The following is a 26,205-nucleotide window of genomic DNA, read 5'->3' as shown; positions in this document are numbered from 1 at the left end:
CTGCCTATAACTCCAGAAGAAGTGAGCGCGCCTTGCCGTGCGCAGTCGCTTTCACTTCAGCTGAACCGTGGATGGGGAACCATGAACACTTCTATCAGTACCGCCTACAACTACAAGGTGGTCCGCCAATTCGCCATTATGACGGTGGTGTGGGGCATCGTCGGCATGGGGCTCGGGGTTTTTCTCGCTGCCCAGTTGGTCTGGCCCGAACTCAACTTCAACCTGCCCTGGACCAGTTTCGGTCGCCTGCGCCCGTTGCACACCAACGCGGTGATCTTCGCCTTTGGCGGCTGCGCCTTGTTCGCCAGCTCTTTCTATTCAGTGCAACGTACTTGCCAGACCCGCTTGTTTGCTCCCGCAATTGCCGCGTTCTGCTTCTGGGGCTGGCAGCTGGTAATCCTCCTGGCGGCCATCAGCCTGCCGCTGGGCTACACCAGCTCCAAGGAATACGCCGAGCTGGAATGGCCGATCGACATCCTCATCACCATCGTCTGGGTGGCGTACGCCATCGTGTTCTTCGGCACGGTGATGAAGCGCAACACCAAGCACATCTACGTCGGCAACTGGTTCTTCGGCGGTTTCATCATCACCGTGGCCATCCTGCACATCGTCAACAACCTGGAACTGCCCGTCAGTCTGACCAAGTCCTACTCGGTGTATGCCGGTGCGACCGACGCCATGGTGCAATGGTGGTACGGCCACAACGCGGTGGGCTTCTTCCTGACTGCGGGCTTCCTGGGGATGATGTACTACTTCGTGCCCAAGCAGGCCGAGCGTCCGGTGTATTCCTATCGCCTGTCCATCGTGCACTTCTGGGCGCTGATCACCCTGTACATCTGGGCCGGCCCGCACCACCTGCACTACACCGCGCTGCCGGACTGGGCGCAGTCCCTGGGCATGGTGATGTCGCTGATCCTCCTGGCACCAAGCTGGGGCGGCATGATCAACGGCATGATGACTCTGTCGGGTGCCTGGCATAAGTTGCGCAGCGACCCGATCCTGCGGTTCCTGGTGGTGTCCCTGGCGTTCTACGGCATGTCGACCTTCGAAGGTCCGATGATGGCGATCAAGACCGTCAACGCCCTCTCCCACTACACCGACTGGACCATCGGCCACGTCCACGCCGGCGCCCTGGGCTGGGTGGCGATGATTTCCATCGGCGCGCTGTACCACATGATCCCGAAAGTCTTCGGTCGCCAGCAGATGCACAGCATCGGCCTGATCAACGCGCACTTCTGGCTCGCCACTATCGGCACCGTGCTCTACATCGCCTCGATGTGGGTCAACGGCATCGCCCAGGGCCTGATGTGGCGCGCCGTCAACGAAGACGGGACGCTGACCTACTCCTTCGTCGAAACCCTGGTGGCCAGCCACCCAGGCTTCATCGTGCGGCTGGTCGGTGGCGCGATCTTCCTCTTCGGCATGTTGCTGATGGCCTACAACACCTGGCGCACCGTGCGCGCGGCCCAGCCTGCCGAAATCACCGCCGCTGCGCAGATGGCCTGAGGAGTCCGCCATGAAACACGAAGTCATCGAGAAAAACGTCGGCCTGCTGATGCTGCTGATGGTATTTGCCGTAAGCATCGGCGGTCTGACCCAGATCGTCCCGCTGTTCTTCCAGGACGTCACCAATAAGCCGGTGGAAGGCATGAAGCCCTACACCGCCCTGCAACTGGAAGGCCGCGATATCTACATCCGCGAAGGCTGCGTCGGCTGCCATTCGCAGATGATCCGCCCATTCCGCGCCGAGACCGAACGCTACGGACACTACTCGGTCGCCGGTGAAAGCGTCTGGGACCACCCGTTCCTGTGGGGTTCCAAGCGTACCGGTCCGGACCTGGCCCGGGTCGGCGCCCGCTACTCCGACGACTGGCACCGCGCGCACCTGTACAACCCGCGCAACGTGGTGCCCGAGTCGAAGATGCCGGCCTACCCATGGCTGGTCACCCAACAGGTCGACAGCAGCCACACCGAGACCAAGCTGCGCGCCATGCGCACCCTCGGCGTGCCGTACAACGACGACGATATCGCCGGTGCCGTCGCCTCCCTCAAGGGCAAGACCGAGATGGATGCCCTGGTCGCCTACCTGCAAGTGCTTGGCACTGCGATCAAGAGCAAGAGGTGAGCCATGGTTCTTGAACTCGATAGCGGCATGATCCGCGGGCTCGGCACGCTGGTGGTGATGATTGCCTTCATCGGCCTGTCGATCTGGGTCTTCAACGCCAAGCGCAACCCGGAGTTCGCCCAGGCGCGCCTGCTGCCCTTCGCCGACGAACCTTCGCCGCAAGTGCACGGCAATCCATCTGATGACGCTCAATCCGAAGAGCACGCGACAAGGAGCATTCGGCCATGACCACCTTCTGGAGTACGTACATCTGCGTACTGACCATAGGCAGCCTGATCGGCCTGACCTGGCTGTTGATCGGCACGCGCAAGGGCGAGACCAAGGGCAGCGTCGACCAGACCATGGGCCACAGCTTCGACGGCATCGAGGAGTACGACAACCCGCTGCCGCAGTGGTGGTTCATGCTGTTCGCCGGCACCCTGGTGTTTTCCGTCGGCTACCTGATCCTCTACCCGGGCCTGGGCAACTGGAAAGGCATCCTGCCCGGCTATGAAAATGGCTGGACCGGCGTGCACGAGTGGGAAAAGGAAATGGACAAGGCAGACGCCAAGTTCGGCCCGATCTTCGCCAAGTTCGCCGCCATGCCCGTGGAAGAAGTGGCCAAGGATCCGCAGGCGCTGAAAATGGGCGGACGCCTGTTCGCTTCCAACTGCTCGGTGTGCCACGGCTCGGATGCCAAGGGCGCCTTCGGCTTCCCTAACCTGGCCGACAACAACTGGCGCTGGGGCGGCAACGCCGACACCATCAAGGCCACCATCATGGGCGGTCGCATGGCGGCCATGCCGGCCTGGGGTGAAGTGCTGGGCGAGGACGGGGTGAAGAACGTCGCGGCCTATGTGCGTCACGAACTCGCCGGCCTGCCGTTGCCCGCCGACAGCAGCGCCGACCTGGTCGCCGGCAAACAGGCGTTCAGCACCACCTGCGTCGCCTGTCACGGCGCCAACGGCCAAGGCACGGAAATCATGGGCGCGCCGAACCTGACGCAACCGGCGGGCTTCATCTACGGCACCAGCCTGACCCAGCTGCAACAGACCATTCGCCATGGTCGCCAGGGCCATATGCCGGCGCAGAGCGAACTGCTGGGCAACGACAAGGTGCAGCTGCTCGCGGCCTACGTCTACAGCCTGTCCCACAACGCGGCCAGCCAGCCGCAGACCGAGACCCCAAGCGAGCAATAACCGCTCCACCCACTGCCGCATCGCTCGATGCGGCAGTTCCCTACCTCTGCGCGACCAAGTGTCGCACCCTCTCTACCCTCTGCCTTTCCACTCTCCGGATTCAGGTCTAAGCTGCTTCGCAGTGGACTGGCAATGGCCGGTCACAGACCAGAAGTAGCCGCTCCATTCGAAGCCGTCGTTCGAGGACAGGCCGCAAAGGCTGGTGTATACCGGCTGTCGTGCCACTTACCGTCTGTCGCTCGCTCAATGGCTTTCCACACACCCGGTTACAACTGACCTGTACCCCCTCGCCTTTTTCATCCGCTGCGACATTTTGTCCTGGGCCGATTTTGTCCTTACTCCGCGCATGGAAAGGCCGCAGAATCAGCTTTTGAAAGCATTGACCCAGGTCATGGCGCGTTGCAATGACCCCCTGCTTTCTCCATACTTGCGGCCGATTTTTACTCCTAATAAAACACCCAAACCGTGGAACCTTAGAATGAGCACAGCAATCAGTCCGACTGCTTATAACTATAAGGTAGTCCGCCAGTTCGCCATCATGACGGTGGTCTGGGGGATCCTTGGCATGGGGCTCGGTGTCTTCATCGCCTCGCAACTGGTCTGGCCGGAGTTGAACTTCGGTCTGCCATGGACGACCTTTGGACGCCTGCGCCCGCTGCACACCAACCTGGTGATTTTCGCCTTCGGTGGATGTGCGTTGTTTGCCACTTCTTACTACGTCGTGCAGCGAACCTGCCAAACGCGACTGATTTCCGACAGCCTGGCGGCCTTCACCTTCTGGGGTTGGCAAGCCGTGATCGTCGGCGCGATCGTTACCTTGCCGCTGGGTTACACCACCACCAAGGAATACGCGGAACTGGAATGGCCCCTGGCTATCCTGCTGGCCATCGTCTGGGTCACCTACGGTCTGGTGTTCTTCGGCACCATCGTCAAGCGCAAGACCAAGCACATCTATGTGGGTAACTGGTTCTACGGTGCCTTCATCGTAGTCACCGCGATGCTGCACATCGTCAACCACGCTTCCCTGCCGGTCAGCTTCTTCAAGTCCTACTCCGCCTACTCGGGCGCAACCGACGCCATGATCCAGTGGTGGTACGGCCACAACGCCGTGGGCTTCTTCCTGACCACCGGCTTCCTGGGGATGATGTACTACTTCGTGCCGAAACAGGCCGAGCGTCCGATCTACTCCTATCGCCTGTCCATCGTGCACTTCTGGGCGCTGATCACCCTGTACATCTGGGCCGGTCCGCACCACCTGCACTACACCGCGCTGCCGGACTGGGCACAGTCCCTGGGCATGGCCATGTCGATCATCCTGCTGGCGCCAAGCTGGGGCGGCATGATCAACGGCATGATGACCCTCTCGGGCGCCTGGCATAAGCTGCGCACCGACCCGATCCTGCGGTTCCTGGTGGTGTCCCTGGCGTTCTACGGCATGTCGACCTTCGAAGGGCCGATGATGGCGATCAAGACCGTCAACTCGCTGTCGCACTACACCGACTGGACCATCGGCCACGTACACGCCGGCGCTCTGGGCTGGGTAGCGATGATCTCCATCGGCGCCCTGTACCACATGATCCCGAAAGTCTTCGGTCGCCAGCAGATGCACAGCATCGGCCTGATCAACACCCACTTCTGGCTGGCAACCATCGGTACCGTGCTCTACATCGCCTCGATGTGGGTCAACGGCATCACCCAGGGCCTGATGTGGCGTGCAATCAACGATGACGGCACCCTCACCTACTCCTTCGTCGAAGCCCTGCAGGCCAGCCACCCTGGTTTCATCGTGCGCGCCCTGGGCGGTGCGTTCTTTGCCGCCGGCATGCTGTTCATGGCGTACAACGTGTTCCGCACCGTTCGCGCCTCGAACCCGGCTGAAGCTGAAGCCGCCGCTCAGATCTCTGTAGTTGGAGCTCACTGATGAAGCATGAAGCAGTAGAGAAGAATATCGGCCTGCTGGCCTTCTTCATGGTCATCGCCGTCAGCATCGGCGGCCTGACCCAGATCGTCCCGCTGTTCTTCCAGGACGTCACCAACAAGCCGGTGGAAGGCATGAAGCCGCGCACCGCCCTGGAACTGGAAGGCCGCGACGTCTATATCGCCAACGGCTGTGTCGGCTGCCACTCGCAGATGATCCGTCCGTTCCGTGCCGAAACCGAACGCTACGGCCACTACTCGGTCGCCGGCGAAAGCGTCTGGGACCACCCGTTCCTGTGGGGTTCCAAGCGTACCGGTCCGGACCTGGCCCGCGTCGGTGGTCGTTACTCCGATGACTGGCAGCGTGCGCACTTGTACAACCCGCGCAACGTTGTACCCGAGTCGAAAATGCCGGCTTACCCGTTCCTCGTAGAAAACAAGCTCGACGGCAAAGACACCGCGAAAAAAATGGAAGTCTTGCGCACGCTCGGCGTCCCTTACACCGACGAAGACATCGCCGGTGCCAAGGATGCCGTGAAGGGCAAAACCGAAATGGACGCGCTGGTGGCCTATCTGCAAGGCCTTGGCACCATCATCAAAAGCAAACGGTGATTTAGATGGATATCGGGATGATTCGTGGCCTGGGCACCGTAGTGGTGATGGTGGCCTTCATCGGCCTGGCGCTGTGGGTATTCAGCCCCAAGCGCAAGTCCGAGTTCGAAGACGCGACCTTGCTGCCGTTCGCGGATGATCCCGAAGCCATCAAGCACGTCGAGCAAGCTTCTAGGAGTAACAAAGAATGACTACGTTCTGGAGTCTGTACGTCACAGTCCTCAGTCTGGGTACCATTTTCGCCCTGACCTGGCTGCTGCTGTCGACCCGCAAGGGCCAGCGCGCCGAGCAGACCGACGAGACGGTCGGCCACTCCTTCGACGGGATCGAGGAGTATGACAACCCGCTGCCGAAATGGTGGTTCATGTTGTTCGTCGGCACCATCGTCTTCGCCCTGGGTTACCTGGTGCTCTACCCGGGCCTGGGTAACTGGAAAGGCCTGCTGCCAGGCTACAACTACCTGGACACCGAAAAGCAGACCCCCTTCGCCAACGGCCAGACCGGCTGGACCGGCGTGCACGAGTGGGAAAAGGAAATGGCCAAGTCGGACGCCAAGTTCGGTCCGATCTTCGCCAAGTTCGCCTCCATGCCGATCGAAGAAGTCGCCAAGGACCCGCAAGCCCTGAAGATGGGTGGCCGCCTGTTCGCCTCCAACTGCTCGGTCTGCCACGGTTCCGACGCCAAGGGCGCCTATGGCTTCCCGAACCTGACCGACGCCGACTGGCGCTGGGGCGGCGAACCGGAGACCATCAAGACCACCATCATGGGCGGCCGTCACGCGGTGATGCCGGCCTGGGCCGAAGTCATCGGCGAACAAGGCGTCAGCGATGTGGCCGCCTACGTGCTGACCAACCTCGATGGCCGCAAGCTGCCGGAAAGCGCCAAGGCCGACCCGGCCAACGGCCAGAAGATCTTCGCCGCCAACTGCGTGGCGTGCCACGGTCCGGCCGGTAAAGGCACCCCAGCCATGGGCGCGCCTGACCTGACCCACCCGGGTGCGTTCATCTACGGCTCGAGCTTCGCCCAACTGCAGCAGACCATCCGTTACGGCCGCCAGGGCCAGATGCCTGCCCAGGAACAGCTGCAAGGCAACGACAAGGTCCACCTGCTGGCCGCTTACGTCTACAGCCTGTCCCACAGTGACAAGCCGGCGGACGCCGAGTAAGGCAGACACCTTCGGGTAACAGAAAAGGCCCCGCCAATGTCCATTGGCGGGGCCTTTTTATTTTCCTCTCCCCTCACGTCCGTCGCTCTGCCCCCGCTTGAGATTGCCGCCTCCCCGCCAAGAGTAGTAACGTTGCTACATGAAATTTTTGTCGAGAGTATGACGATGCCTACCACCACCATCTCCAGTCGCGAATTCAATCAGGACACAAGTGGTGCCAAAAAAGCCTCGAGAAACGGCCCGGTCATCATCACCGACCGTGGCAGGCCCGCCCATGTGCTGCTAAGCATTGAGGACTACGAAAAACTGAGCGGCCTGAACACCAGCATCGTCGACATGCTGGTCATGCCTGAAGCGCCTGAAATCGATTTCGAAACAGAGCGCGCAACCATCATTCCTCGCGAGATCGATCTGTCCTGATGTTTTTGCTCGATACCAACGTCGTGTCCGAATTACGTAAGCCCAACGCTGATCGCAAGGTAGTGGCCTGGGCTCAGACCGTGGCGCCAACCAGCCTGTTTTTGTCAGTCATTACGTTATTGGAACTGGAAACCGGCATCCTGCGGTTGGAACGCCGCGATCGCACCCAAGGGGCGCTGCTGCGTGCCTGGCTGGAACTGCACGTGATGCCCGCTTTCAACGGACGAATACTGGCCATTGACCCTGCTGTCGCGATGCGCTGCGCCCGATTGCACGTTCCTGATCGCAGTAATGAATGCGATGCCCTGATTGCGGCGACCGCCCTGGAACATGGGCTGACAGTCGTTACCCGCAACATCGCCGACTTCCAGTCCAGCGGTGTGCAACTGCTCAACCCGTGGAACGATTGAACGCGGTCGCGGCGAAAAGCGTCCATAATTCACAAGTCAATTGATTCAAGTCATTACACCATCATTTGATTTCCCCCAACGCGACCAAAGGTCGCACCCTTGAGCTAGAGCGACAGGCGTATCATTGCGCCACTGCAACACCCCTACTTGATCGCGGTCGGCACGTACTGACCGGGGCATTTCTCCACTGCCGTGGGATGCAATGATGAGCAACCAGATTCCGGTACATGACGTCACCCCTCCTGCCAAGAATTCGAACAACAGCGTAGACCTCTACGCCTCTCGGGAAAAAATCTACACACGCGCTTTCACCGGCCTCTTCCGCAACTTGCGGATGGTTGGCGGTGCGGCCCTGTTCCTGCTGTATTTCGGTACGGTGTGGCTCAACTGGGGCGGCCACCAGGCCGTCTGGTGGAACCTGCCGGAACGCAAGTTCTTCATCTTCGGCGCCACCTTCTGGCCCCAGGATTTCATCCTGCTGTCGGGGCTTTTGATCATCGCCGCCTTCGGCCTGTTCTTCATCACTGTGTATGCCGGGCGCGTCTGGTGCGGCTATACCTGCCCGCAAAGCGTCTGGACCTGGATCTTCATGTGGTGCGAGAAGGTCACCGAAGGCGACCGCAACCAGCGCATCAAGCTCGACAAGGCGCCGATGAGCGCCAACAAATTGCTGCGCAAGTTCAGCAAGCACAGCCTCTGGCTGCTGATCGGCTTCGTCACCGGCATGACCTTCGTCGGTTACTTCTCGCCGATCCGCGAGCTGGTCATCGACTTCTTCACCGGCCAGGCCGATGGCTGGTCGTATTTCTGGGTCGGTTTCTTCACCCTCGCCACCTATGGCAACGCCGGCTGGCTGCGCGAACAGGTGTGCATCTACATGTGCCCGTACGCCCGCTTCCAGAGCGTGATGTTCGACAAGGACACCCTGATCGTCTCCTACGACCCGCGTCGTGGCGAAGGTCGCGGCCCGCGCAAGAAAGGCGCCGACTACAAGGCCATGGGCCTGGGCGATTGCATCGACTGCACCATGTGCGTGCAGGTCTGCCCGACCGGCATCGACATCCGTGACGGCCTGCAGATCGAATGCATCGGCTGCGCTGCCTGTATCGATGCCTGCGACAACATCATGGACAAGATGGACTACCCGCGCGGCCTGATCAGCTACACCACCGAACACAACCTGTCCGGGCAGAAAACCCATAAACTGCGTCCACGCCTGATCGGTTATGCGCTGGTGCTGCTGGCGATGATCAGCCTGCTGGTCACGGCCTTCTTCATGCGCTCGCTGGTGGGCTTCGATGTCAGCAAGGACCGCGTGCTCTATCGCGAGAACGCCGAAGGCCGGATCGAAAACGTCTACAGCCTGAAGATCATGAACAAGGACCAGCGCGACCATACCTACGTACTGGACGCCGCCGGCCTGCCGGACCTCAAGCTGCAAGGCCGGCGCGAGATCAAGGTGGCGGCCGGCGATATCGTCAGCATGCCGGTCGAGCTGTCGAGTTCGCCGGAACAACTGCCGTCGAGCACCAACGAGGTGAAGTTCATCCTCAAGGACGCCGACGACGAAAGCGTCCACGTTGAAGCCAAGAGCCGGTTCATTGGCCCACAAATTCGTTAAGAGAAGTCATCATGCCCGCAGCGACCGCCACAAGCCCCTGGTACAAGCACCTCTGGCCCTGGATCATCATCGGTATCCTGGCCTGCTCGGTGACCTTGACCCTGTCCATGGTGACCATCGCGGTGAACAACCCGGACAACCTGGTCAACGACAACTACTACGAAGCCGGCAAAGGCATCAACCGCTCCCTGGACCGCGAGCTGCTGGCCCAGACCCTGCAACTGCGCGCCAGCGTGCACCTGGATGACCTCACCGGCGAAGTCGACCTGCGCCTGAGCGGCAACAGCGCGCCCGCCACCCTGGAGCTGAACCTGATCTCGCCGACCCAGCCGGAAAAAGACCGCAAGATCACCCTCGCCCGCAGCGAAACCGAACAAGGCCGCTACATTGGCCAGTTGAGCGACAAGGTCGATGGCCGCCGGTTTGTCGAACTGCTGGGTGTCGAGGGCGACAAGACCTGGCGCATGTTTGAAGAGGAACAGGTCAGCCACGACAAGGACCTGCTGCTGGGTGACGAACCGCTGCAAGGCGCGGAACACCTGGACAAGTAAGCGCCCTCCGAACATCGCCGGCAGGCTGCTGCTTCCCAGGCAGCGGCCTGCCGGCGATGAGGTCCGCCCCTGGAACAAAGACCCGCGATGACCACGCCACTGCCCTGCTACCACTGCGCCCTGCCCGTTCCCGCCGGCAGCCGCTTCACCGCCGTCGTGCTCGGCGCCTCCCGCGAGTTCTGCTGCCCGGGCTGTCAGGCAGTGGCCGAAGCCATAGTCGCCGGCGGCCTGGAGAGCTACTACAGCCATCGCAGCGAAGCCTCGGCCAACCCGGAGGCGCTGCCGGTGCAACTGGTGGACGAACTGGCGCTGTACGACCGGGCGGACGTGCAGCAACCCTTCGTCCGGCATGAGGGCGAACTGGCCGAAACCACCCTGCTGATGGAAGGCATCAGCTGCGCCGCCTGTGGCTGGCTGATCGAGAAACACCTGCGCAGCCTGCCGGCGGTGGCCGAGGCGCGGCTGAACCTGTCCAACCATCGCCTGCATGTGCGCTGGGCCGACAGCCAGTTGCCACTGAGCCAGGTGCTCAGCGAGCTGCGCCTGATCGGCTACGCCGCACACCCCTATCAGGCCGACCGTGCTTCCGAGCAACTGGCCAGTGAAAACCGCCTGGCCCTGCGCCAACTGGGCGTGGCCGGACTGCTGTGGTTCCAGGCGATGATGGCGACCATGGCCACCTGGCCGGAATTCAATATCGACCTGAGCCCCGAGCTGCACACCATCCTGCGCTGGGTCGCGTTGTTTCTCACGACGCCGATCGTGTTCTACAGCTGCGCGCCGTTTTTCAAGGGCGCCCTGCGCGACCTGCGCACCCGCCACCTGACCATGGACGTTTCCGTGTCGCTGGCGATTGGCGCCGCCTACATCGCCGGGATCTGGACCTCGATCACTGGCGTCGGCGAGCTGTACTTCGATGCCGTGGGCATGTTCGCCCTGTTCCTGCTGGCCGGACGCTACCTGGAACGCCGTGCCCGCGAACGCACCGCCGCCGCTACCGCGCAACTGGTGAACCTGCTGCCGGCCTCGTGCCTGCGCCTGGGCGCCGATGGCCAGAGCGAACGCATCCTGCTCAGCGAACTGCGCCTGGGCGACCAGGTGCTGGTGCATCCCGGCGCCATCCTGCCGGCCGACGGCAAGATCCTCGATGGCCAGTCGAGCATCGACGAATCCCTGCTCACCGGTGAATACCTGCCGCAACCGCGCAACATCGGCGATGCGGTTACCGCCGGCACCCTCAACGTCGAGGGCGCGCTGACCGTGGAGGTCCTGGCCCTGGGTCAGGACACGCGCCTGTCGGCCATCGTCCGCCTGCTGGACCGGGCCCAGGCGGAAAAACCGCGCCTGGCGGAGATCGCCGACCGCGCCGCCCAATGGTTCCTGCTGTTCTCCCTGATCGCCGCGGCCGCCATCGGCCTGCTCTGGTGGCAGCTGGACGCCTCCCGGGCCTTCTGGATCGTCCTGGCCATGCTGGTCGCCACCTGCCCCTGTGCGCTGTCCCTGGCCACCCCGACCGCGCTCACCGCTGCCACCGGCACCCTGCACAAACTCGGCCTGCTGCTGACCCGCGGCCATGTACTCGAAGGCCTGAACCAGATCGACACGGTGATTTTCGACAAGACCGGCACCCTCACCGAGGGGCGCCTGGCCTTGCGCTCGATTCTTCCTGTGGGCGACCTCGACAGCCAGCAGTGCCTGGGCCTGGCCGCCGCCCTGGAAAACCGCTCCGAACACCCGATTGCCCGAGCCTTCGGCCGTGCGCCGCTGGCCGCGGAAGAAGTGCTGAGCATGCCCGGGCTGGGCCTGGAAGGGCTGGTGGGCGAACAGCGTCTGCGCATCGGCCAGCCCGCCTTCGTCTGCGAGCTCAGCGCCTGTGCGGTCCCGGCGATGCCGGACGAAGCCGGCCAATGGCTGCTGCTGGGCGATAGCCAAGGGCCGCTGGCCTGGCTGGTCCTCGACGATCGCCTGCGCAGCGATGCTCCGGCGCTGCTGGCCGCCTGCAAGGCGCGCGGCTGGAACACCCTGCTGCTCTCGGGCGACAGCTCGCCGATGGTCGCCAGCGTCGCCACCGAACTGGGCATCGACGAAGCCCGCGGCGGCCTGCGTCCCGACGACAAGCTGCAGGTGCTGCAACAACTGCATCGCCAGGGCCGCAAAGTGCTGATGCTCGGCGACGGGGTCAACGATGTGCCGGTGCTGGCCGCCGCCGATATCAGCGTGGCCATGGGCTCGGCCACCGACCTGGCCAAGACCAGCGCCGATGCGGTGCTGCTGTCCAACCGCCTGGATGCGCTGGTGCAGGCCTTCGGCCTGGCCCGCCGCACGCGTCGGATAATCATCGAGAACCTGCTGTGGGCCGGGCTGTACAATGGCCTCATGCTGCCGTTCGCCGCCCTCGGCTGGATCACTCCGGTATGGGCCGCCATCGGCATGTCCATCAGTTCGTTGACCGTGGTGCTCAATGCCCTGCGCCTGACTCGCCTGCCGGGCCAGCCCCAGGCCGAGGCCACGACCCAAACCCGCCCGCTACCGGCCTGAGCCGCGCGGGCATGGAGCCTACCCATGCCAGCTCTCTACGTGATGATCCCGGCGGCGCTGCTGATCGTGGCCATCGCCATCTACATCTTCTTCTGGGCGGTCGACAGCGGTCAGTACGATGACCTCGACGGCCCCGCCCACAGCATTCTGTTCGACGACCAGGACCCCAAGCACACTGCCGCGGTCGACGAGGCCAAGGGCTCACCGACGGCCGAGCAGCCACCACACAAAGACCAGGCGCCGCCCCATGCTTGAGCTGGCACCGCTGCTGGTTTCCGCGGTGATTCTCGGCCTGCTCGGCGGCGGTCACTGCCTGGGCATGTGCGGCGGCCTGATGGGCGCCCTGACCCTGGCCATTCCCCCGGAGCAGCGCAGCCGGCGTTTTCGCCTGCTGCTGGCCTACAACCTGGGGCGCATCCTCAGTTACGCCACCGCGGGCCTGCTGATCGGCCTGGCAGGCTGGGCCGTGGCCAGCAGCCCGGCGGCCATGGCCATGCGCGTGCTGGCGGGCCTGCTGCTGATTGCCATGGGCCTGTACCTGGCCGGCTGGTGGAGCGGCCTGACCCGCATCGAAAGCCTCGGACGCGGCCTGTGGCGCCATATACAGCCAGTGGCCAACCGCCTGCTGCCGGTGTCGAGCCTGCCACGCGCCTTGCTGCTGGGCGCGCTCTGGGGCTGGCTGCCGTGCGGCCTGGTCTACAGCACACTGCTGTGGTCCGCCAGCCAGGGCAATGCCCTCGACAGCGCCTTGCTGATGCTGGCCTTCGGCCTGGGCACCTGGCCGGTGCTGCTGGCGACCGGGCTCGCAGCGGAACGGGTCACCGCGCTGCTGCGTCGGCGCAGCGTGCGCATGGCCGGCGGCCTGCTGGTGATCCTGTTCGGCATCTGGACCTTGCCCGGTCCACATCAGCATTGGTTGATGGGGCACTGAGGCAACCCTTCCCGCTGCCTCCGCCCTTCGGCAGCGACGACGCAAGACTCGTATGACAGGTTCCGCGCCCCCGCCAGCCTTGATGCAAATCAAGATGGTCCGGGCGCCAACCCCCTAGACTCGCGAACACTGCCAGCCTACCGGGGGAATTCCCGCATGCTCGACGCCATTCGTTGGGACACCGATCTGATCCGCCGTTACGACCTGGCGGGACCGCGCTACACCTCCTACCCCACCGCTGTGCAATTCCACAGCCAGGTGGGCACCTTCGACCTGCTCCACGCCCTGCGCGAGAGCCGCAAGGCGCTACGGCCGCTGTCGCTGTACGTGCACGTGCCGTTCTGCGCGAACATCTGCTACTACTGCGCCTGCAACAAGGTCATCACCAAGGACCGCGGGCGCGCCCTGCCCTACCTGCAGCGCCTGGAACAGGAAATCCAGCTGATCGCCTGCCATCTCGACCCCGGGCAGAAGGTCGAGCAACTGCACTTCGGCGGCGGCACCCCGACCTTTCTCAGCCACGATGAACTGCGGCAGCTGATGAGCCACCTGCGCCAGCACTTCAACCTGCTGGACGACGATTCGGGCGACTACGGCATCGAGATCGATCCCCGCGAAGCCGACTGGTCGACCATGGGCCTGCTGCGCGAGCTGGGCTTCAACCGCGTCAGCATCGGCCTGCAGGACCTCGACCCGGCGGTACAGCGCGCGGTCAATCGCCTGCAGAGCCTGGAAGAAACCCGGGCGGTGATCGAAGCGGCGCGCACCCTGCAGTTTCGCTCGATCAACATCGACCTGATCTACGGCCTGCCAAAACAGACGCCGGACAACTTCGCCCGCACCGTCGAGGAAGTCATCAACCTGCAACCGGACCGGCTCTCGGTGTTCAACTACGCGCATCTGCCGGAGCGCTTCATGCCGCAACGGCGGATCAACAGCCACGAGCTGCCGGAACCGGCGGAAAAACTGCAGATGCTGCAGCGCACCATCGAACAGCTGACGGCTGCGGGCTACCGCTACATCGGCATGGACCACTTCGCCCTGCCCGACGACGAACTGGCGATCGCCCAGGAAGAGTCGACCCTGCAACGCAATTTCCAGGGCTACACCACCCATGGCCACTGCGACCTGATCGGCCTGGGCGTCTCGGCCATCAGCCAGATCGGCGACCTGTACTGCCAGAACAGCAGCGACCTGACCCAGTACCAGAATCTGTTGGGCGGCGCGCAACTGGCCACCAGCCGCGGCCTGGTGTGCAATCAGGACGACCGCGTCAGGCGCGCGGTGATCCAGCAGTTGATTTGTAATTTCAGCCTCGACTTCGAGGCCATCGAGCAGCAGTTCAACATCGATTTTCGCGGTTACTTCGGCGACCTCTGGCCGCAACTGCAAACCATGGCCGAAGACGGCCTGATCAAGCTGAGCAACGAAGGCATTGAAGTGCTGCCAGCCGGGCGCCTGCTGGTGCGTTCGGTGTGCATGGTGTTCGACACGTATCTGGAGCAACAGAATCGACAGCGTTTTTCCCGGGTCATCTAAGGCGTCATGAGCCGCGACCTGACCGTTCGGCGCGGCAACTTGTCGCAGGTGACGGGCAAAAACTGTCGGGACAGACAAGGCGCAAACAAGCCTGATACTTGACGCTGGGATAATCGGCGGCTGCAAGTGACGGTCAGCGCTGGAAATACCCTGAATGGACTGCACGAGCGCATTTTTCCGCAGTGGCCTGGAAGCTACAAACGGACAGCTTTACGACTAAGCGCCAATACGGCACGGACTGGCCGGAACCTCCTCCCGTGAGTTACCCTTACGGCTTATGTGTGTTTTCCCACAAGGATTCTATTGAATGTCCGAGCCAGTAAAACTGCGCGCTCATAACCAGGCCCATTGCAAGGATTGCAGCCTGGCCCCCCTCTGCCTGCCACTTTCTCTGAATCTGGAAGACATGGATGCGCTGGACGAAATCGTTAAACGCGGCCGCCCCCTGAAAAAAGGCGAGTTCCTGTTTCGCCAGGGCGACGCCTTCGACTCCGTCTATGCAGTGCGCTCCGGTGCCCTGAAGACCTTCAGCCTCAGCGACGGCGGCGAAGAACAGATCACCGGCTTCCACCTGCCCAGCGAACTGGTCGGCCTGTCCGGCATGGACACCGAGATCCACCCGGTTTCCGCCCAGGCCCTGGAAACCACGTCGGTCTGTGAAATCCCCTTCGAACGCCTCGACGAACTGGCCCTGCAGTTGCCCCAACTGCGCCGCCAGCTGATGCGGGTGATGAGCCGCGAGATCCGCGACGACCAGCAGATGATGCTGTTGCTGTCGAAAAAGACCGCCGACGAGCGCATCGCCACCTTCCTGGTCAACCTGTCGGCACGCTTTCGCGCCCGCGGCTTCTCGGCCAACCAGTTCCGCTTGAGCATGTCGCGCAACGAGATCGGCAACTATCTGGGCCTGGCGGTGGAAACCGTGTCCCGGGTGTTCACCCGCTTCCAGCAGAACGCGCTGCTCGCCGCCGAAGGCAAAGAGGTGCACATTCTCGACCCGATCCAGCTGTGCGCCCTCGCCGGCGGTTCCCTGGAAGGCTGAGGCAGAGCCCCGCCCGAGCCAAGTGGCTCGGGCGGGGCTATACTGGCGCGCTCCACTTCATGCCCGCCAGGACACCGCCACGATGGCCTTCGACTCCTTCGACATCAAATCCCTGATCCGCCCAGTCATCGACTTCCCCAAGCCGGGCGTGATCTTCCGTGACATCACTCCCCTGTTCCAGTCGCCCAAGGCCTTGCGCCTGGTCGCCGACACCTTTGCCCAGCGTTATGTCGAAGAAGACTTCACTCACGTCGGTGCCATGGATGCCCGTGGTTTCCTGATCGGCTCGATCATCGCCTACCAGCTGAACAAACCGCTGATCCTGTTCCGCAAGCAAGGCAAGCTGCCGGCCGATGTGCTTGCCGAGGGTTACCAGACCGAATACGGCGAAGCCTTCCTGGAAGTGCATGCCGACAGCCTGTGCGAAGGCGATTCGGTGCTGATGTTCGATGACCTGATCGCCACCGGCGGTACCCTGATCGCCGCGGCCAACCTGGTGCGCCGCATGGGGGCAAAAGTCTACGAGGCCGCCGCCATCATCGACCTGCCTGAGCTGGGCGGCTCGCAACGCCTGCGAGACATGGACATTCCAACCTTCTGCCTGACGCAGTTCTCGTTGAGCGAGCGTTAAATCGCCGCCACTTGGGTTGTCAGGGCCGGCGCTATCGCGAGCAAGCTTCGCTCCTACAAAGATGGCGCCCCACGCCTTCAGCTGGCCTACAACCCCATCTGCTTGCTGATGATTTCGTTCATCACTTCCCGGGTGCCGCCGCCGATGGACAGGATGCGGTTGTCGCGATACAGCCGCTCCACCAGGCTTTCGCGCATGTAACCCAGCCCGCCGAGAATCTGCACGGCATCGTGGGTGATGCGGTCGGCGGTATCAGTGGCGAAGTTCTTGGCCATGGAAATCTCCTTGATCACGCTCTGGCCCGCCGCCATCTTAGCCGCCTGGCGATAAGTGAACTCGCGGGACACCTCCAGCGCGGTCGCCATCTCCGCCAGGCGATGCTTGATCACCTGGAACTTGCCGATGGGCTTGCCGAAGGCCTCGCGCTCCCGGGCCCACTTCAGGCTCTCTTCCAGCGCCAGCTGAGCGGTCATGTTGGCCATTAGCGCCAGCGCCAGGCGCTCGCTCTGGAAGTTGCCCATGATGCAGGCGAAGCCCATGTTCTCGACCCCGATCAAATGACTGGCCGGCACTCGGCAATCATCGAAAAACAGCTCGGCGGTATCCGACGCCCACCAGCCCATCTTCTTCAGTTGCCGGCCGACGGTGAATCCCGGTGTGCCCTTGTCGATCAGCAGCAGGCTGATGCCGCCGAAACCGGGCTCGCCGGTACGCACCGCCACGGTGTAGAAATCGGCGCGCACGCCACTGGTGATAAAGGTCTTGCTGCCGCTGACGCGGTAGAAGTCGCCGTCACGCAGCGCCCGGGTCTGCAGATTGGCCACGTCCGAACCGCCGCCGGGCTCGGTGACCGCCAGGGCGCTGATCTTCTCCCCCGCCAGTACCTGCGGCACCACCCGCTCGCGGACCTCGGGGCGCGCCCATTTGACGATCGGCGGCAAACCGATGTCCAGCGAACCCAGGCCCGCCACCAGGCCGCCGGAGCCACAGCGCATCAGCTCCTCGCTGGCGGCGATCTTGGCGAACAGGTCGCCCTCGTGACTGCCCCCCAGGGCCTCGGGATAGCCGATACCGAGGATGCCGGCTGCGCCAGCCTTGAGGTACAGCTCGCGGGGGAAGCCTTGCGCCTCCTCCCACTGATCGATGTCCGGGAGGATTTCCCGCTCGACGAAACGTCGAACGCTGTCGCGGACCAACTGATGGCTAGGGTCGAAGTATTCCTGGCAGGCAGACATCGGCAAGCTCCTCTGAAGGTTGAGGAAACTTACCTAGCGCTTGCTTGGTTTTCAAGAAGGACCGCACGAAACGCCCTGCAGGAGCCAGCTTGCTGGCGATGCAGGCGACGCGGCGCGCCAGGTCGGGCGGCCATCGCGAGCAAGCTCGCTCCTACAGTAGTTTTTTGCTCACAGCCGAAACACTTACAGCGCGATCGGCTTGCGCCCGGCAAACGAGTGCGCCAGGGTGCCGCCGTCCACCAGTTCCAGCTCGCCACCCAGGGGCACGCCATGGGCGATACGCGAGGTGATCAGGCCTTTGTTGGTCAATAGCTGGGCAATATAATGGGCAGTCGCCTCGCCTTCCACCGTCGGGTTGGTGGCCAGGATCACCTCGGTGAAACTGCCTTGCTCTTCGATCCGCGCCAGCAGCTGGGGAATGCCGATGGCTTCCGGGCCCAGGCCGTCGAGAGGCGACAGGTGGCCTTTGAGCACGAAATAGCGACCGCGATAACCGGTCTGCTCCACCGCGTAGACATCCATCGGCCCTTCGACCACGCACAACAGCGTGTCGTCGCGCCGTGGATCGGCGCATTGCGGGCACAGGTCGTCCTCGGTCAGGGTGCGGCACAGGCGGCAGTGGCCGACGCCCTCCATGGCCTGGCTCAGCGCCTGGGCCAATCGCGTACCACCGCTGCGGTCGCGCTCCAGCAGCTGCAAGGCCATGCGCTGGGCGGTTTTCTGACCCACACCCGGCAAAGTGCGCAGGGCATCGATCAGTTGGCGAATCAGGGGGCTGAAGCTCATGGGTAAAGGTCCGACAAAACGACGAGACGCGGTTTATACCCGCGCCTCCGATTAGCGTCAAATGCTCAGTCCGGGGCGACCCGCACCACCAGCTTGCCGAAGTTGCGCCCTTCCAGCAGCCCGATGAAGGCTTGCGGCGCGTGCTCCAGGCCGTCTACCACATCCTCCTTGAACTTGACCTTGCCCTGCAGCACCCACGGCGCCATGGCGCTGACAAACTCCGGCTGTCGATCGCCGTAGTCGTCGAACACGATAAACCCCTGGATGCGCACGCGCTTGGTCAACAGCTGACGCTGCAACAGTGGCAGGCGATCAGGTCCTGGCGGCAACTCCTGAGCGTTGTACTGGGCGATCAGCCCGCACAGCGGAATCCGTGCCTTGGGGTTGAGCAACGGCAGCACCGCATCGAATACCTTGCCACCGACGTTTTCAAAGTAGATGTCCACGCCCTCGGAGCAGGCCTGCGCCAGTTCGTCGGCAAAGTCCGGGCTGTGGTGGTCGATACAGGCATCGAACCCCAGCTCCTCGACCACATAGCGGCACTTGTCGGCACCGCCCGCCACACCGATCACCCGCAGCCCCTTGATCTTGGCCACTTGCCCCACCACCGAGCCCACGGCGCCCGACGCCGCGGCCACCACCAGGGTTTCCCCGGCCTTGGGCTGGCCGATGTCCATCAGGCCCATGTAGGCGGTCATGCCCGGCATACCCAGCACGCCCAGGGCCATCGAAGGGTTGGGCAAACCCGCCGGCACCGGTATCAGGTTACGCCCGTCGCAAATGCTGTGGCTCTGCCATCCGGTAGCGCCCACCACCAGGTCGCCCTCCTGGAATTTCGGATTCAGCGAGCGCTCGACCCGGCTGACTGCGCCGCCGGTCATCACTTCGTTGATTTGCACCGGGGCGGCGTAGGACGGCGCATCACTCATGCGCCCGCGCATATAAGGGTCCAGCGACAGGTAAAGGGTTTTGAGCAACACCTGGCCATCCGCCAGGTCCGGCAGCGCCACCCGCTCCAGACGGAAGTTTTCCGGCACGGGCGCGCCCTGGGGCCGGGAGGCCAGAACAATGCGCTGGTTGAGGGTCAATGCTTGCGACATCAGAGCAACTCCTTATCGAGAATTGAATCGGGCCATACAGAGTGCAGACCATCGTACTGCGATCGGCGTTCGATATTTCTCACCCCGTAGCCGCTGTCGCAGGCTGCGATCGATTGCACGGCAACCGCAATCATCCAGCCAGACCCCATCGCCTGAATGACGACCGCTGCGCGCTCGATCGCAGCCTGCGGCAGCGGCTACAGGGGCCACAAACAAAAATGCCAGGCGCGATGCCTGGCATTTTCAAGTCCGACCGATGCGCGGGTGCGAATCAGAACGGCAGCTTCATACCCGGTGGCAGTTGCATGCCAGCGGTCACGCCGGACATCTTGTCCTGGCTGTTGGCTTCGATCTTGCGCACGGCGTCGTTGACGGCGGCGGCGAACAGATCTTCCAGCACTTCGCGGTCATCTTCGCTGACGCCTTCCAGCAGGCTTGGGTCGATGCTCACGCGCTTGATGTCGTGACGACCGGTCATGACCACGGTGACCATATCGCCACCTGCCTTGCCGGTGACTTCGGCGTTGGCCAGCTCTTCCTGCATCTTGGCCATCTTTTCCTGCATCTGCTGCGCCTGCTTCATCAGGCCGGCCATGCCACCTTTCATCATGGGAATCACCTCAAAGTACTTGGATAAAAACAGCGCCCGGCCTCAAGGCCCGGCGCCCTTCAGTTATTAACCCTGGCTGACCAGGGCCTCGACAGGTTCAATAGTATCGTGACGGACCACCGCGCCGAACTCCCGCACCATCTGCTGGATGAACGGATCGCCGTGGATCGACTCCTCGGCCTCGCGCTGGCGATTGGCACGGCGGCGTGACGCGGCCTGGGCCGGGGTCTCCTGCTCGGGCTTGATCAGCTCGATGCTCACCGTCAGCGTGCGCTGGTGGTACTGGTTCAGGGCGTCGTTCAGGCGCCGCTGCTGGGTGGCGTTGAACAGGGCGCTGTGGGCCGGGTCCAGGTGCAGCAACCAGTTGTCGCCCTCGGCGGCGATCAAGGTGCAGTTGGCGGCAATGCTCGCCGTCATCCCGGAAATCGGCAGCTTCGGGAACAGCTCCAGCCACTCCAGCGCCAGGCCGGTGGCCGGCTGGGCGGCTGGCAACGGCTCGGGTTCCGGCTCGGGATCGGCGGCGTGCTCGCTGGCCAGTTCGTCCAGGTAGCTGTAGGCCGAATCCATGTCCGGCTCGATGTAGTCTTCGTCCAGCGGCGGCTCGTCGTCCAGATCGATACCCGGTGTCGCGGCATCGACCTCGGCAATGCTGGGCTCCGGCACCGGGGCGCTGACCCATTCCGGCGCATCCGGCACCACGCTGTCCGGGGTCGGGGTCGGCATCGGAGTCAGCTCAGGCTGCTCTGCAGCGGTCTCCAGCACGGGCTCGACGGCCGGTTGCTGCACGACGACCGGTTCGACCGGGTCGTTCCACGGCAGGTCGACCACCTCTTCGGCGACGATAGGCGCTACCTCTGGCGGCGTCTCGACCACAGGTTGCGGTGCAGGCGCCACCGGCGCCGCAGAAACAGGTGCGGGCGTTGCAACCGGGGCTGCGGCAGGTACGGCCACGGGAGTGGCCTCGACCACCGGCGCCGCAACCGGCGCGGCGGCGGCAACTACCGGCGCAGCAACGGCTGCGCCAGCCACGGATTGGGCGGAATCAACTGTGGCCTGGCTGATCCCCACTGGCTTTAGCGGCTGTCTCGGCGCGTCTGCCGAGTCCGCTGGCCGGAAGGCCAGCATCCGCAGCAGGACCATCTCGAAACCACCGCGCGGGTCCGGCGCCAGCGGCAAGTCGCGCCGGCCGATCAGGCCCATCTGGTAATAGAACTGCACATCTTCGGCCGGCAACGCCTGGGCCAAAGCCAGCACCCGGTCGCGGTCGCCATGCCCGTTGTCGACACCGTCCGGCAAGGCCTGGGCAATGGCCACACGGTGCAGGACATTGAGAATCTCCGACAGCACACCGTTCCAGTCCGGACCCTGTTCGGCCAGGTGGCGCACGGCCTCCAGCAAGGCCTTGGCATCGCCGTCGATCAGCGCATGCAGGACGTCGTAGACCTGACCGTGATCGAGGGTGCCGAGCATCGCCCGCACATCGGCGGCCATGACCTTGCCTTCACCGAAGGCGATGGCCTGGTCGGTGAGGCTCATGGCATCGCGCATCGAACCGTCGGCGGCGCGGCCCAACAGCCACAGCGCGTCGTCTTCGAACGGCACGTTCTCGACGCCCAGCACGTGAGTCAGGTGCTCGACCACTCGCTCCGGGGTCATGTTCTTCAGGGAGAACTGCAGGCAGCGCGAAAGAATCGTTGCCGGAAGTTTCTGCGGGTCGGTGGTCGCCAGAATGAATTTGACGTAGGGCGGCGGCTCTTCCAGGGTCTTCAACAAGGCGTTGAACGAGTGACTGGACAGCATGTGCACTTCGTCGATCAGGTAGACCTTGAAGCGCCCGCGGCTCGGGGCGTATTGCACGTTGTCCAGCAGCTCGCGTGTGTCCTCGACCTTGGTCCGGCTCGCGGCGTCGATCTCGATCAGGTCGACGAAACGCCCTTCGTCGATCTCGCGGCATACCGAGCAGGTGCCGCAGGGCGTGGAAGTAATGCCTGTTTCACAGTTCAGGCATTTGGCAATGATCCGCGCGATGGTGGTCTTGCCCACTCCGCGGGTGCCGGTAAACAGATAGGCATGGTGCAGCCGCTGGCTGTCCAAGGCATTGATCAGAGCCTTGAGCACATGGGTCTGGCCGACCATTTCGCGGAACGAGCGCGGACGCCATTTACGTGCAAGAACCTGATAACTCATCGAAAACCGTCGCAACTGGGAAGCGGAAGCCCGTAATGCTAGCGGAGCAAGGGCGAAATTGCATCCGGTGCGCTCGTCTAATCTGGCTAAGCTGCTCTTTGTCGGGCTCGTCAGTGGCCTTTTCCTGCGTGGAGACTCTATGCGTTTAGCCTTGGGCGCCTTTCTGCTGGTTGCCATGAATGGTTTTGCCGCAGAACCGGCCCTGCGCTTCTCGATCCCCGACAGCTGGGCCATGCCCGTGGTACAGATCGAACACGGCCGGAGCACCCAGGGCATTCTCCACGACCTGATGGCCAGCCTTGCCACCCAGGTTGGCAACCCAGCCGAATTCCATGTCCTGGCCCGAGCCCGCGTACAAGCAGCCATGGATCATGGGGAAATCGATATCCGCTGCTATGCCGCCCAGTCCTGGCTGTCCAACCCGTCCGGCGATTACATCTGGAGTATCCCGCTGTTCGTCCAGCGCGACCTGCTGGTCAACCGCGAGCAGTCCCCGCTCCCGGTCATTCCCAGGGACCTGCCGATGCAGCCCATCGGCACCGTCCTCAGCTACACCTACCCTACCCTGCAACCCTTGTTCGACAGCCGCCAGTTGATCCGCGACGACGCGCGCAACCAGGAACAGGTGCTGCAAAAACTCTGGGCCGGCCGCTACCGGTACGCGGTGAGCAACCAATGGACGCTGGACTGGTTCAATCAGACCCTGCCACCCGACCAGCAGTTGCACGGCGTAGCCATCCTCCAGGAACAGGCGGTCGGCTGCGTCATCCGCAACGATCCGGCGCTACCGGTGCAACGAGTGCTGCGCACTTTGTTGCGCATGAAGATGTCAGGAGAGATCGACGACATCATCGGCCTGTACACCGGCCGCAGGCCGACCGAGAGCGTCCCGCAAAGCTATGGAGCGCCGTAGCTGTCAGCCGGCTTCGTCCTGCGGACACCACTCCAGCGGCGGCAGGAAAGTCGCCACCCAGCCCGGCACCTCGCTGGCCGGCATGGGCGGGGCGATGAAATAGCCTTGCGCCACGTCGCAGCCCAGCGACATCAGCAACTCGCCGTGCTCCATGGTTTCCAGGCCTTCGGCCACCACCTGCCGGTCAAACGCCCGGGCCAGGCCGATCAGGGCCTGGGTCAGCGCCAGGTCGCCCTTGTCGTGCAGCATGTCGCGCACGAACATGCGGTCGATCTTGATGGTCTGGGTGCGCAAGCGCTTGAGGTAGCTCAGCGACGAATGCCCGGTGCCGAAATCCCCCAGGGAGAATTGCACGCCCAGCGCCTGGCAGGCCTCGAGGCAAGCGCTGACGTGCTGGAGATTCTCCACCGCCACCGCCTCGACGATTTCCAGGTCCAGCAACTGCGGGGCAATCTGCGGATGGCGCTCAAGCACCGCCTTGAGCCGGTCGACGAAATCCCCCCGCTGGAAATGCCGCGCGGCGATATTGACGCTGATCGGCCAACGCTGTCCGGCCAACTGCCATTGCCGCAACTGGGCCATGACCTGCTCCATCACCCACTCGCCGATATCGACGATCAGGTCGGTCTCCTCCACCAGCGGCAGGAACTCCCGAGGTGCGACTATGCCCCGCTGCGGATGCTGCCAACGCAGCAGCGCCTCGAAACCCACCACCTCACCGCTGCGCATATTGACCTTGGGCTGAAAGTGCAGGCACAGCTCGCCGGCCGCCAGCGCCTGCCGGACCCGCTCCACTGTCTGGTGGGTGGCCTTGACCTCGCGGTCCCGCGACACATCGAACAAGTGGAAGCGATTGCGCCCGCTCTGCTTGGCCACGTACATCGCCTGGTCGGCATGCCGCAGCAAGGTGTCGGCATCGTCATTGTCAGCGGGAAACAGCGTGACGCCGATGCTGGCGCAGACGTTGATCTCCTTGTCCTGGATCTGATAAGGCGTGGCGATTACCCCCAGCACCCGGTGCAGCGCCGCCCGCAACTCGCGAATGTCACGCACATGACGCAGGATCAGCACGAACTCGTCCCCGGCCAGCCGCGCCACCACGTCTTCGCCGCGAATGATCGAGCGCAGGCGCGCCGCTACCTCCACCAATAACAGGTCGCCACTGGCATGCCCGTAACCATCGTTGACCGCCTTGAAGCCGTCGAGATCGAGCATGCACACCGCCAGCGCAATGTTCTCCTTGCGCGAGTAGTCCAGCGCCTGGTTGAGCAGGTCGGACAGAAAGGAACGGTTGGGCAAACCGGTCAGCACATCGTGCCCGACCCGCCATTGCAGCGAGTGCAACAAGCGCCGTTTTTCGCTGATATCGAAACGGATCGCCACATAACGCTGGACCCGACCAGTGGCCTCATCGAGCAAGGGCACGACAGTGCTGTCGACCCAATACAAGGTCCCATCCTTGGCCCGGTTGCAGATCTCGCCCTTCCAGACCTGGCCCAGGGCAATGGTGCGCCACATGCTGCTGAAAAATTCGGGAGGGTGCAGGCCGGAGCCGAGGATCCGGTGATTGGCGCCCAGCAGCTCTTCACGGCTGTAGCCGGAAATCGAACAGAACTGGTCGTTGACGTAAGTGATCCGGCCGGTCAGGTCGGTCTCGGAAAAAATGGCGGCGGCGTCCACGGCCCTGCGGTATTTCTCATCCATGAGTCTGGCTCACTGTCGCTAGCGGTTGAACCGCTCGACCAAGGCACGAGGCCCGGAAGAGATGTTTGGGCGTTCATCCTCACTCACTTCGCAAACCCAGGCAGGCTTAGGCTGCTGGTCCGAAGGTATCTGCTGAACAGAGGTGACCGGCACATTCAGACGCACGTTAAAACTCCATAGACAGCATTCGACAATGCCAGCCCAGACAAGCCGGCAAGAGGCCGACCGAGGAAAATGGCGCACCGTCTCGCCCCACCTGACGCAATTGCAACCGTACAGCGATCGGCACCGTCATTGACCTTCGAATCGACGAAGATCAACTAAAATCAGTCAGGGATCAGCCGAATTTGGCGGGTGGGACACTGGCAATCATCAGCGAGACGTTCGCGCCTGCGCCATACCCTCGATTCTGGTGAACAAGGAAAATGCAATGAGTTCTTGTTTCATCAGTTCATCTTCTGAAACTAGATCACCAAATGCCTGTCCGAAGCGTCGATTCTACGAATTGCATCACATTTTGCAAGGCAAGGTGATGAATCATGGCGTTGCCTAATGCAAAGATTTATCGTTAAGTTCTTGATTCTAAATGGGAATTGAGCGATGCAAATTTCAAGTTTGGGTCCAGCCATCAGGCGTTACCGCAAGGTAGCGGGGCTTACTCAGGCTGAACTAGGCGAAAAAACCGGTTTTGACCCTAAAACCATCAGCCGCTTCGAAACCGGCACCTACACCCCCAGTGTGGAAGCCCTGTTCCTGCTGGCCGATGTACTCGGGGTGAAGCTGAAAGCCTTTTTCGCAGATCTGGGCGACGAAGACGAACAGCGGGCGTATCTGTTCGGTGTCATTCACAAAGCCACCCCGAAGGACCTGGGAAAGCTGATAGCAGCGGTAGACCTGGCCTTGTCCAAGCCTTAGAGCCGAGCAACACGCAGAGGAGGCAGATCTATCGAAGCCGATAGCCTGCCTCCTCTTCATTTCCGCCAGACGACT

26 protein-coding genes are annotated in these 26,205 nt (G+C 63.0%); 20 read left to right on the top strand and 6 right to left on the bottom strand.

All coding sequences use genetic code 11. The annotated features are described in order from the left end of the window. The first annotated feature begins 81 nt into the window (after nt 1-81). The 18 genes from ccoN (PMI20_RS13175) to PMI20_RS13090 all read left to right on the top strand — a co-directional run bounded on the left by ccoN (PMI20_RS13175) (nt 82) and on the right by PMI20_RS13090 (nt 16,680). The gene (gene ccoN / locus PMI20_RS13175; RefSeq protein ID WP_007921346.1) at nt 82-1,506 is read left to right on the top strand and encodes a cytochrome-c oxidase, cbb3-type subunit I; all 1,425 of its coding nucleotides are present in this window, start codon (nt 82-84) and stop codon (nt 1,504-1,506) included. A 10-nt stretch (nt 1,507-1,516) separates the two neighbouring features. After that, nucleotides 1,517-2,125 carry a cytochrome-c oxidase, cbb3-type subunit II gene (ccoO, locus tag PMI20_RS13170; protein WP_007921349.1) on the top strand — a complete coding sequence of 203 codons (609 nt, stop codon included), beginning with the start codon at nt 1,517-1,519 and terminating at the stop codon, nt 2,123-2,125. A gap of 3 nt (nt 2,126-2,128) precedes the next feature. Next, nucleotides 2,129-2,353 carry a cbb3-type cytochrome oxidase subunit 3 gene (locus PMI20_RS13165; protein WP_007921351.1) on the top strand — a complete coding sequence of 75 codons (225 nt, stop codon included), beginning with the start codon at nt 2,129-2,131 and terminating at the stop codon, nt 2,351-2,353. Next, on the top strand, nt 2,350-3,303 hold the full coding sequence (ccoP, locus tag PMI20_RS13160) for a cytochrome-c oxidase, cbb3-type subunit III (protein WP_007921353.1): 954 nt from the start codon (nt 2,350-2,352) through the stop codon (nt 3,301-3,303). Before PMI20_RS13165 ends, ccoP (PMI20_RS13160) begins: the two co-directional genes overlap by 4 nt. Before the next feature lie 478 nt (nt 3,304-3,781). Continuing rightward, nucleotides 3,782-5,224: a cytochrome-c oxidase, cbb3-type subunit I gene (gene ccoN / locus PMI20_RS13155; RefSeq protein WP_007921354.1), complete on the top strand. Its 1,443-nt coding sequence runs from the start codon at nt 3,782-3,784 to the stop codon at nt 5,222-5,224. Further along, entirely contained in the window at nt 5,224-5,832 is a 609-nt protein-coding gene (gene ccoO, locus PMI20_RS13150) for a cytochrome-c oxidase, cbb3-type subunit II (protein ID WP_009042961.1), read from the top strand. Before ccoN (PMI20_RS13155) ends, ccoO (PMI20_RS13150) begins: the two co-directional genes overlap by 1 nt. A 5-nt stretch (nt 5,833-5,837) precedes the next feature. Next, nucleotides 5,838-6,023 (top strand): CcoQ/FixQ family Cbb3-type cytochrome c oxidase assembly chaperone, encoded by a 186-nt coding sequence (locus PMI20_RS13145; protein ID WP_003175465.1) that lies wholly within the window; start codon nt 5,838-5,840, stop codon nt 6,021-6,023. Then, complete coding sequence (ccoP, locus tag PMI20_RS13140) at nt 6,020-6,997, top strand: cytochrome-c oxidase, cbb3-type subunit III (protein ID WP_007922407.1); 978 nt, start codon at nt 6,020-6,022, stop codon at nt 6,995-6,997. Before PMI20_RS13145 ends, ccoP (PMI20_RS13140) begins: the two co-directional genes overlap by 4 nt. Nucleotides 6,998-7,162: 165 nt before the next feature. Continuing rightward, the gene (locus tag PMI20_RS13135) at nt 7,163-7,417 is read left to right on the top strand and encodes a type II toxin-antitoxin system Phd/YefM family antitoxin (protein ID WP_007922405.1); all 255 of its coding nucleotides are present in this window, start codon (nt 7,163-7,165) and stop codon (nt 7,415-7,417) included. Beyond that, a complete protein-coding gene (locus PMI20_RS13130) occupies nt 7,417-7,827 on the top strand; it encodes a type II toxin-antitoxin system VapC family toxin (protein ID WP_007922403.1) in 411 nt (136 codons plus the stop codon). Before PMI20_RS13135 ends, PMI20_RS13130 begins: the two co-directional genes overlap by 1 nt. A gap of 205 nt (nt 7,828-8,032) precedes the next feature. Then, nucleotides 8,033-9,448 (top strand): cytochrome c oxidase accessory protein CcoG, encoded by a 1,416-nt coding sequence (gene ccoG / locus PMI20_RS13125; protein ID WP_007922401.1) that lies wholly within the window; start codon nt 8,033-8,035, stop codon nt 9,446-9,448. A gap of 11 nt (nt 9,449-9,459) precedes the next feature. Further along, the gene (locus PMI20_RS13120; RefSeq protein ID WP_007922399.1) at nt 9,460-9,999 is read left to right on the top strand and encodes a FixH family protein; all 540 of its coding nucleotides are present in this window, start codon (nt 9,460-9,462) and stop codon (nt 9,997-9,999) included. Between the two features lie 87 nt (nt 10,000-10,086). Then, nucleotides 10,087-12,537: a heavy metal translocating P-type ATPase gene (locus PMI20_RS13115; RefSeq protein WP_007922397.1), complete on the top strand. Its 2,451-nt coding sequence runs from the start codon at nt 10,087-10,089 to the stop codon at nt 12,535-12,537. Between the two features lie 24 nt (nt 12,538-12,561). Beyond that, on the top strand, nt 12,562-12,792 hold the full coding sequence (gene ccoS, locus PMI20_RS13110; protein ID WP_007922395.1) for a cbb3-type cytochrome oxidase assembly protein CcoS: 231 nt from the start codon (nt 12,562-12,564) through the stop codon (nt 12,790-12,792). Then, nucleotides 12,785-13,468, top strand: a complete 684-nt coding sequence (locus PMI20_RS13105; RefSeq protein WP_007922394.1) for a sulfite exporter TauE/SafE family protein — start codon at nt 12,785-12,787, stop codon at nt 13,466-13,468. Before ccoS ends, PMI20_RS13105 begins: the two co-directional genes overlap by 8 nt. Nucleotides 13,469-13,624: 156 nt before the next feature. Next, a complete protein-coding gene (gene hemN / locus PMI20_RS13100) occupies nt 13,625-15,007 on the top strand; it encodes an oxygen-independent coproporphyrinogen III oxidase (protein WP_007922392.1) in 1,383 nt (460 codons plus the stop codon). A 307-nt stretch (nt 15,008-15,314) separates the two neighbouring features. Then, the gene (fnrA, locus tag PMI20_RS13095; protein WP_007922390.1) at nt 15,315-16,049 is read left to right on the top strand and encodes a Crp/Fnr family transcriptional regulator FnrA; all 735 of its coding nucleotides are present in this window, start codon (nt 15,315-15,317) and stop codon (nt 16,047-16,049) included. A gap of 82 nt (nt 16,050-16,131) precedes the next feature. Further along, the gene (locus PMI20_RS13090) at nt 16,132-16,680 is read left to right on the top strand and encodes an adenine phosphoribosyltransferase (RefSeq protein ID WP_007922389.1); all 549 of its coding nucleotides are present in this window, start codon (nt 16,132-16,134) and stop codon (nt 16,678-16,680) included. Nucleotides 16,681-16,766: 86 nt separating this feature from the next. Here the strand turns inward: PMI20_RS13090 and PMI20_RS13085 are convergent, their stop codons facing one another. The 5 genes from PMI20_RS13085 to dnaX all read right to left on the bottom strand — a co-directional run bounded on the left by PMI20_RS13085 (nt 16,767) and on the right by dnaX (nt 22,598). Beyond that, nucleotides 16,767-17,915, bottom strand: coding sequence for an acyl-CoA dehydrogenase family protein (locus tag PMI20_RS13085; RefSeq protein WP_007922387.1), 1,149 nt, complete (start codon nt 17,913-17,915; stop codon nt 16,767-16,769). 183 nt (nt 17,916-18,098) lie between these two features. Next, complete coding sequence (recR, locus tag PMI20_RS13080; RefSeq protein WP_007922386.1) at nt 18,099-18,701, bottom strand: recombination mediator RecR; 603 nt, start codon at nt 18,699-18,701, stop codon at nt 18,099-18,101. A gap of 65 nt (nt 18,702-18,766) precedes the next feature. Next, nucleotides 18,767-19,801, bottom strand: coding sequence for an NADPH-dependent curcumin/dihydrocurcumin reductase (gene curA, locus PMI20_RS13075; protein ID WP_007922385.1), 1,035 nt, complete (start codon nt 19,799-19,801; stop codon nt 18,767-18,769). 271 nt (nt 19,802-20,072) lie between these two features. Further along, nucleotides 20,073-20,411 (bottom strand): YbaB/EbfC family nucleoid-associated protein, encoded by a 339-nt coding sequence (locus PMI20_RS13070; RefSeq protein WP_007922383.1) that lies wholly within the window; start codon nt 20,409-20,411, stop codon nt 20,073-20,075. A gap of 66 nt (nt 20,412-20,477) precedes the next feature. After that, on the bottom strand, nt 20,478-22,598 hold the full coding sequence (gene dnaX / locus PMI20_RS13065; RefSeq protein WP_007922381.1) for a DNA polymerase III subunit gamma/tau: 2,121 nt from the start codon (nt 22,596-22,598) through the stop codon (nt 20,478-20,480). 139 nt (nt 22,599-22,737) lie between these two features. On the opposite strand from dnaX, the gene PMI20_RS13060 reads away from it, so the two are divergent. After that, a complete protein-coding gene (locus PMI20_RS13060; protein WP_007922379.1) occupies nt 22,738-23,511 on the top strand; it encodes a substrate-binding periplasmic protein in 774 nt (257 codons plus the stop codon). A 3-nt stretch (nt 23,512-23,514) separates the two neighbouring features. Here PMI20_RS13060 and PMI20_RS13055 read toward each other — a convergent pair whose 3' ends face one another. Beyond that, nucleotides 23,515-25,215 (bottom strand): putative bifunctional diguanylate cyclase/phosphodiesterase, encoded by a 1,701-nt coding sequence (locus tag PMI20_RS13055; RefSeq protein ID WP_007922377.1) that lies wholly within the window; start codon nt 25,213-25,215, stop codon nt 23,515-23,517. Between the two features lie 600 nt (nt 25,216-25,815). On the opposite strand from PMI20_RS13055, the gene PMI20_RS13050 reads away from it, so the two are divergent. Then, nucleotides 25,816-26,130: a helix-turn-helix domain-containing protein gene (locus tag PMI20_RS13050; RefSeq protein WP_007922376.1), complete on the top strand. Its 315-nt coding sequence runs from the start codon at nt 25,816-25,818 to the stop codon at nt 26,128-26,130. The last annotated feature ends 75 nt before the right edge of the window (nt 26,131-26,205 follow it).

Origin of the sequence: Pseudomonas sp. GM17 (genome assembly GCF_000282175.2) — a bacterium.
Classification (GTDB): Bacteria; Pseudomonadota; Gammaproteobacteria; order Pseudomonadales; family Pseudomonadaceae; genus Aquipseudomonas; species Aquipseudomonas chlororaphis.
The sequence above is the reverse complement of the archived record's forward strand: the minus strand, read 5'-3'. Positions and strand labels throughout refer to the sequence as shown.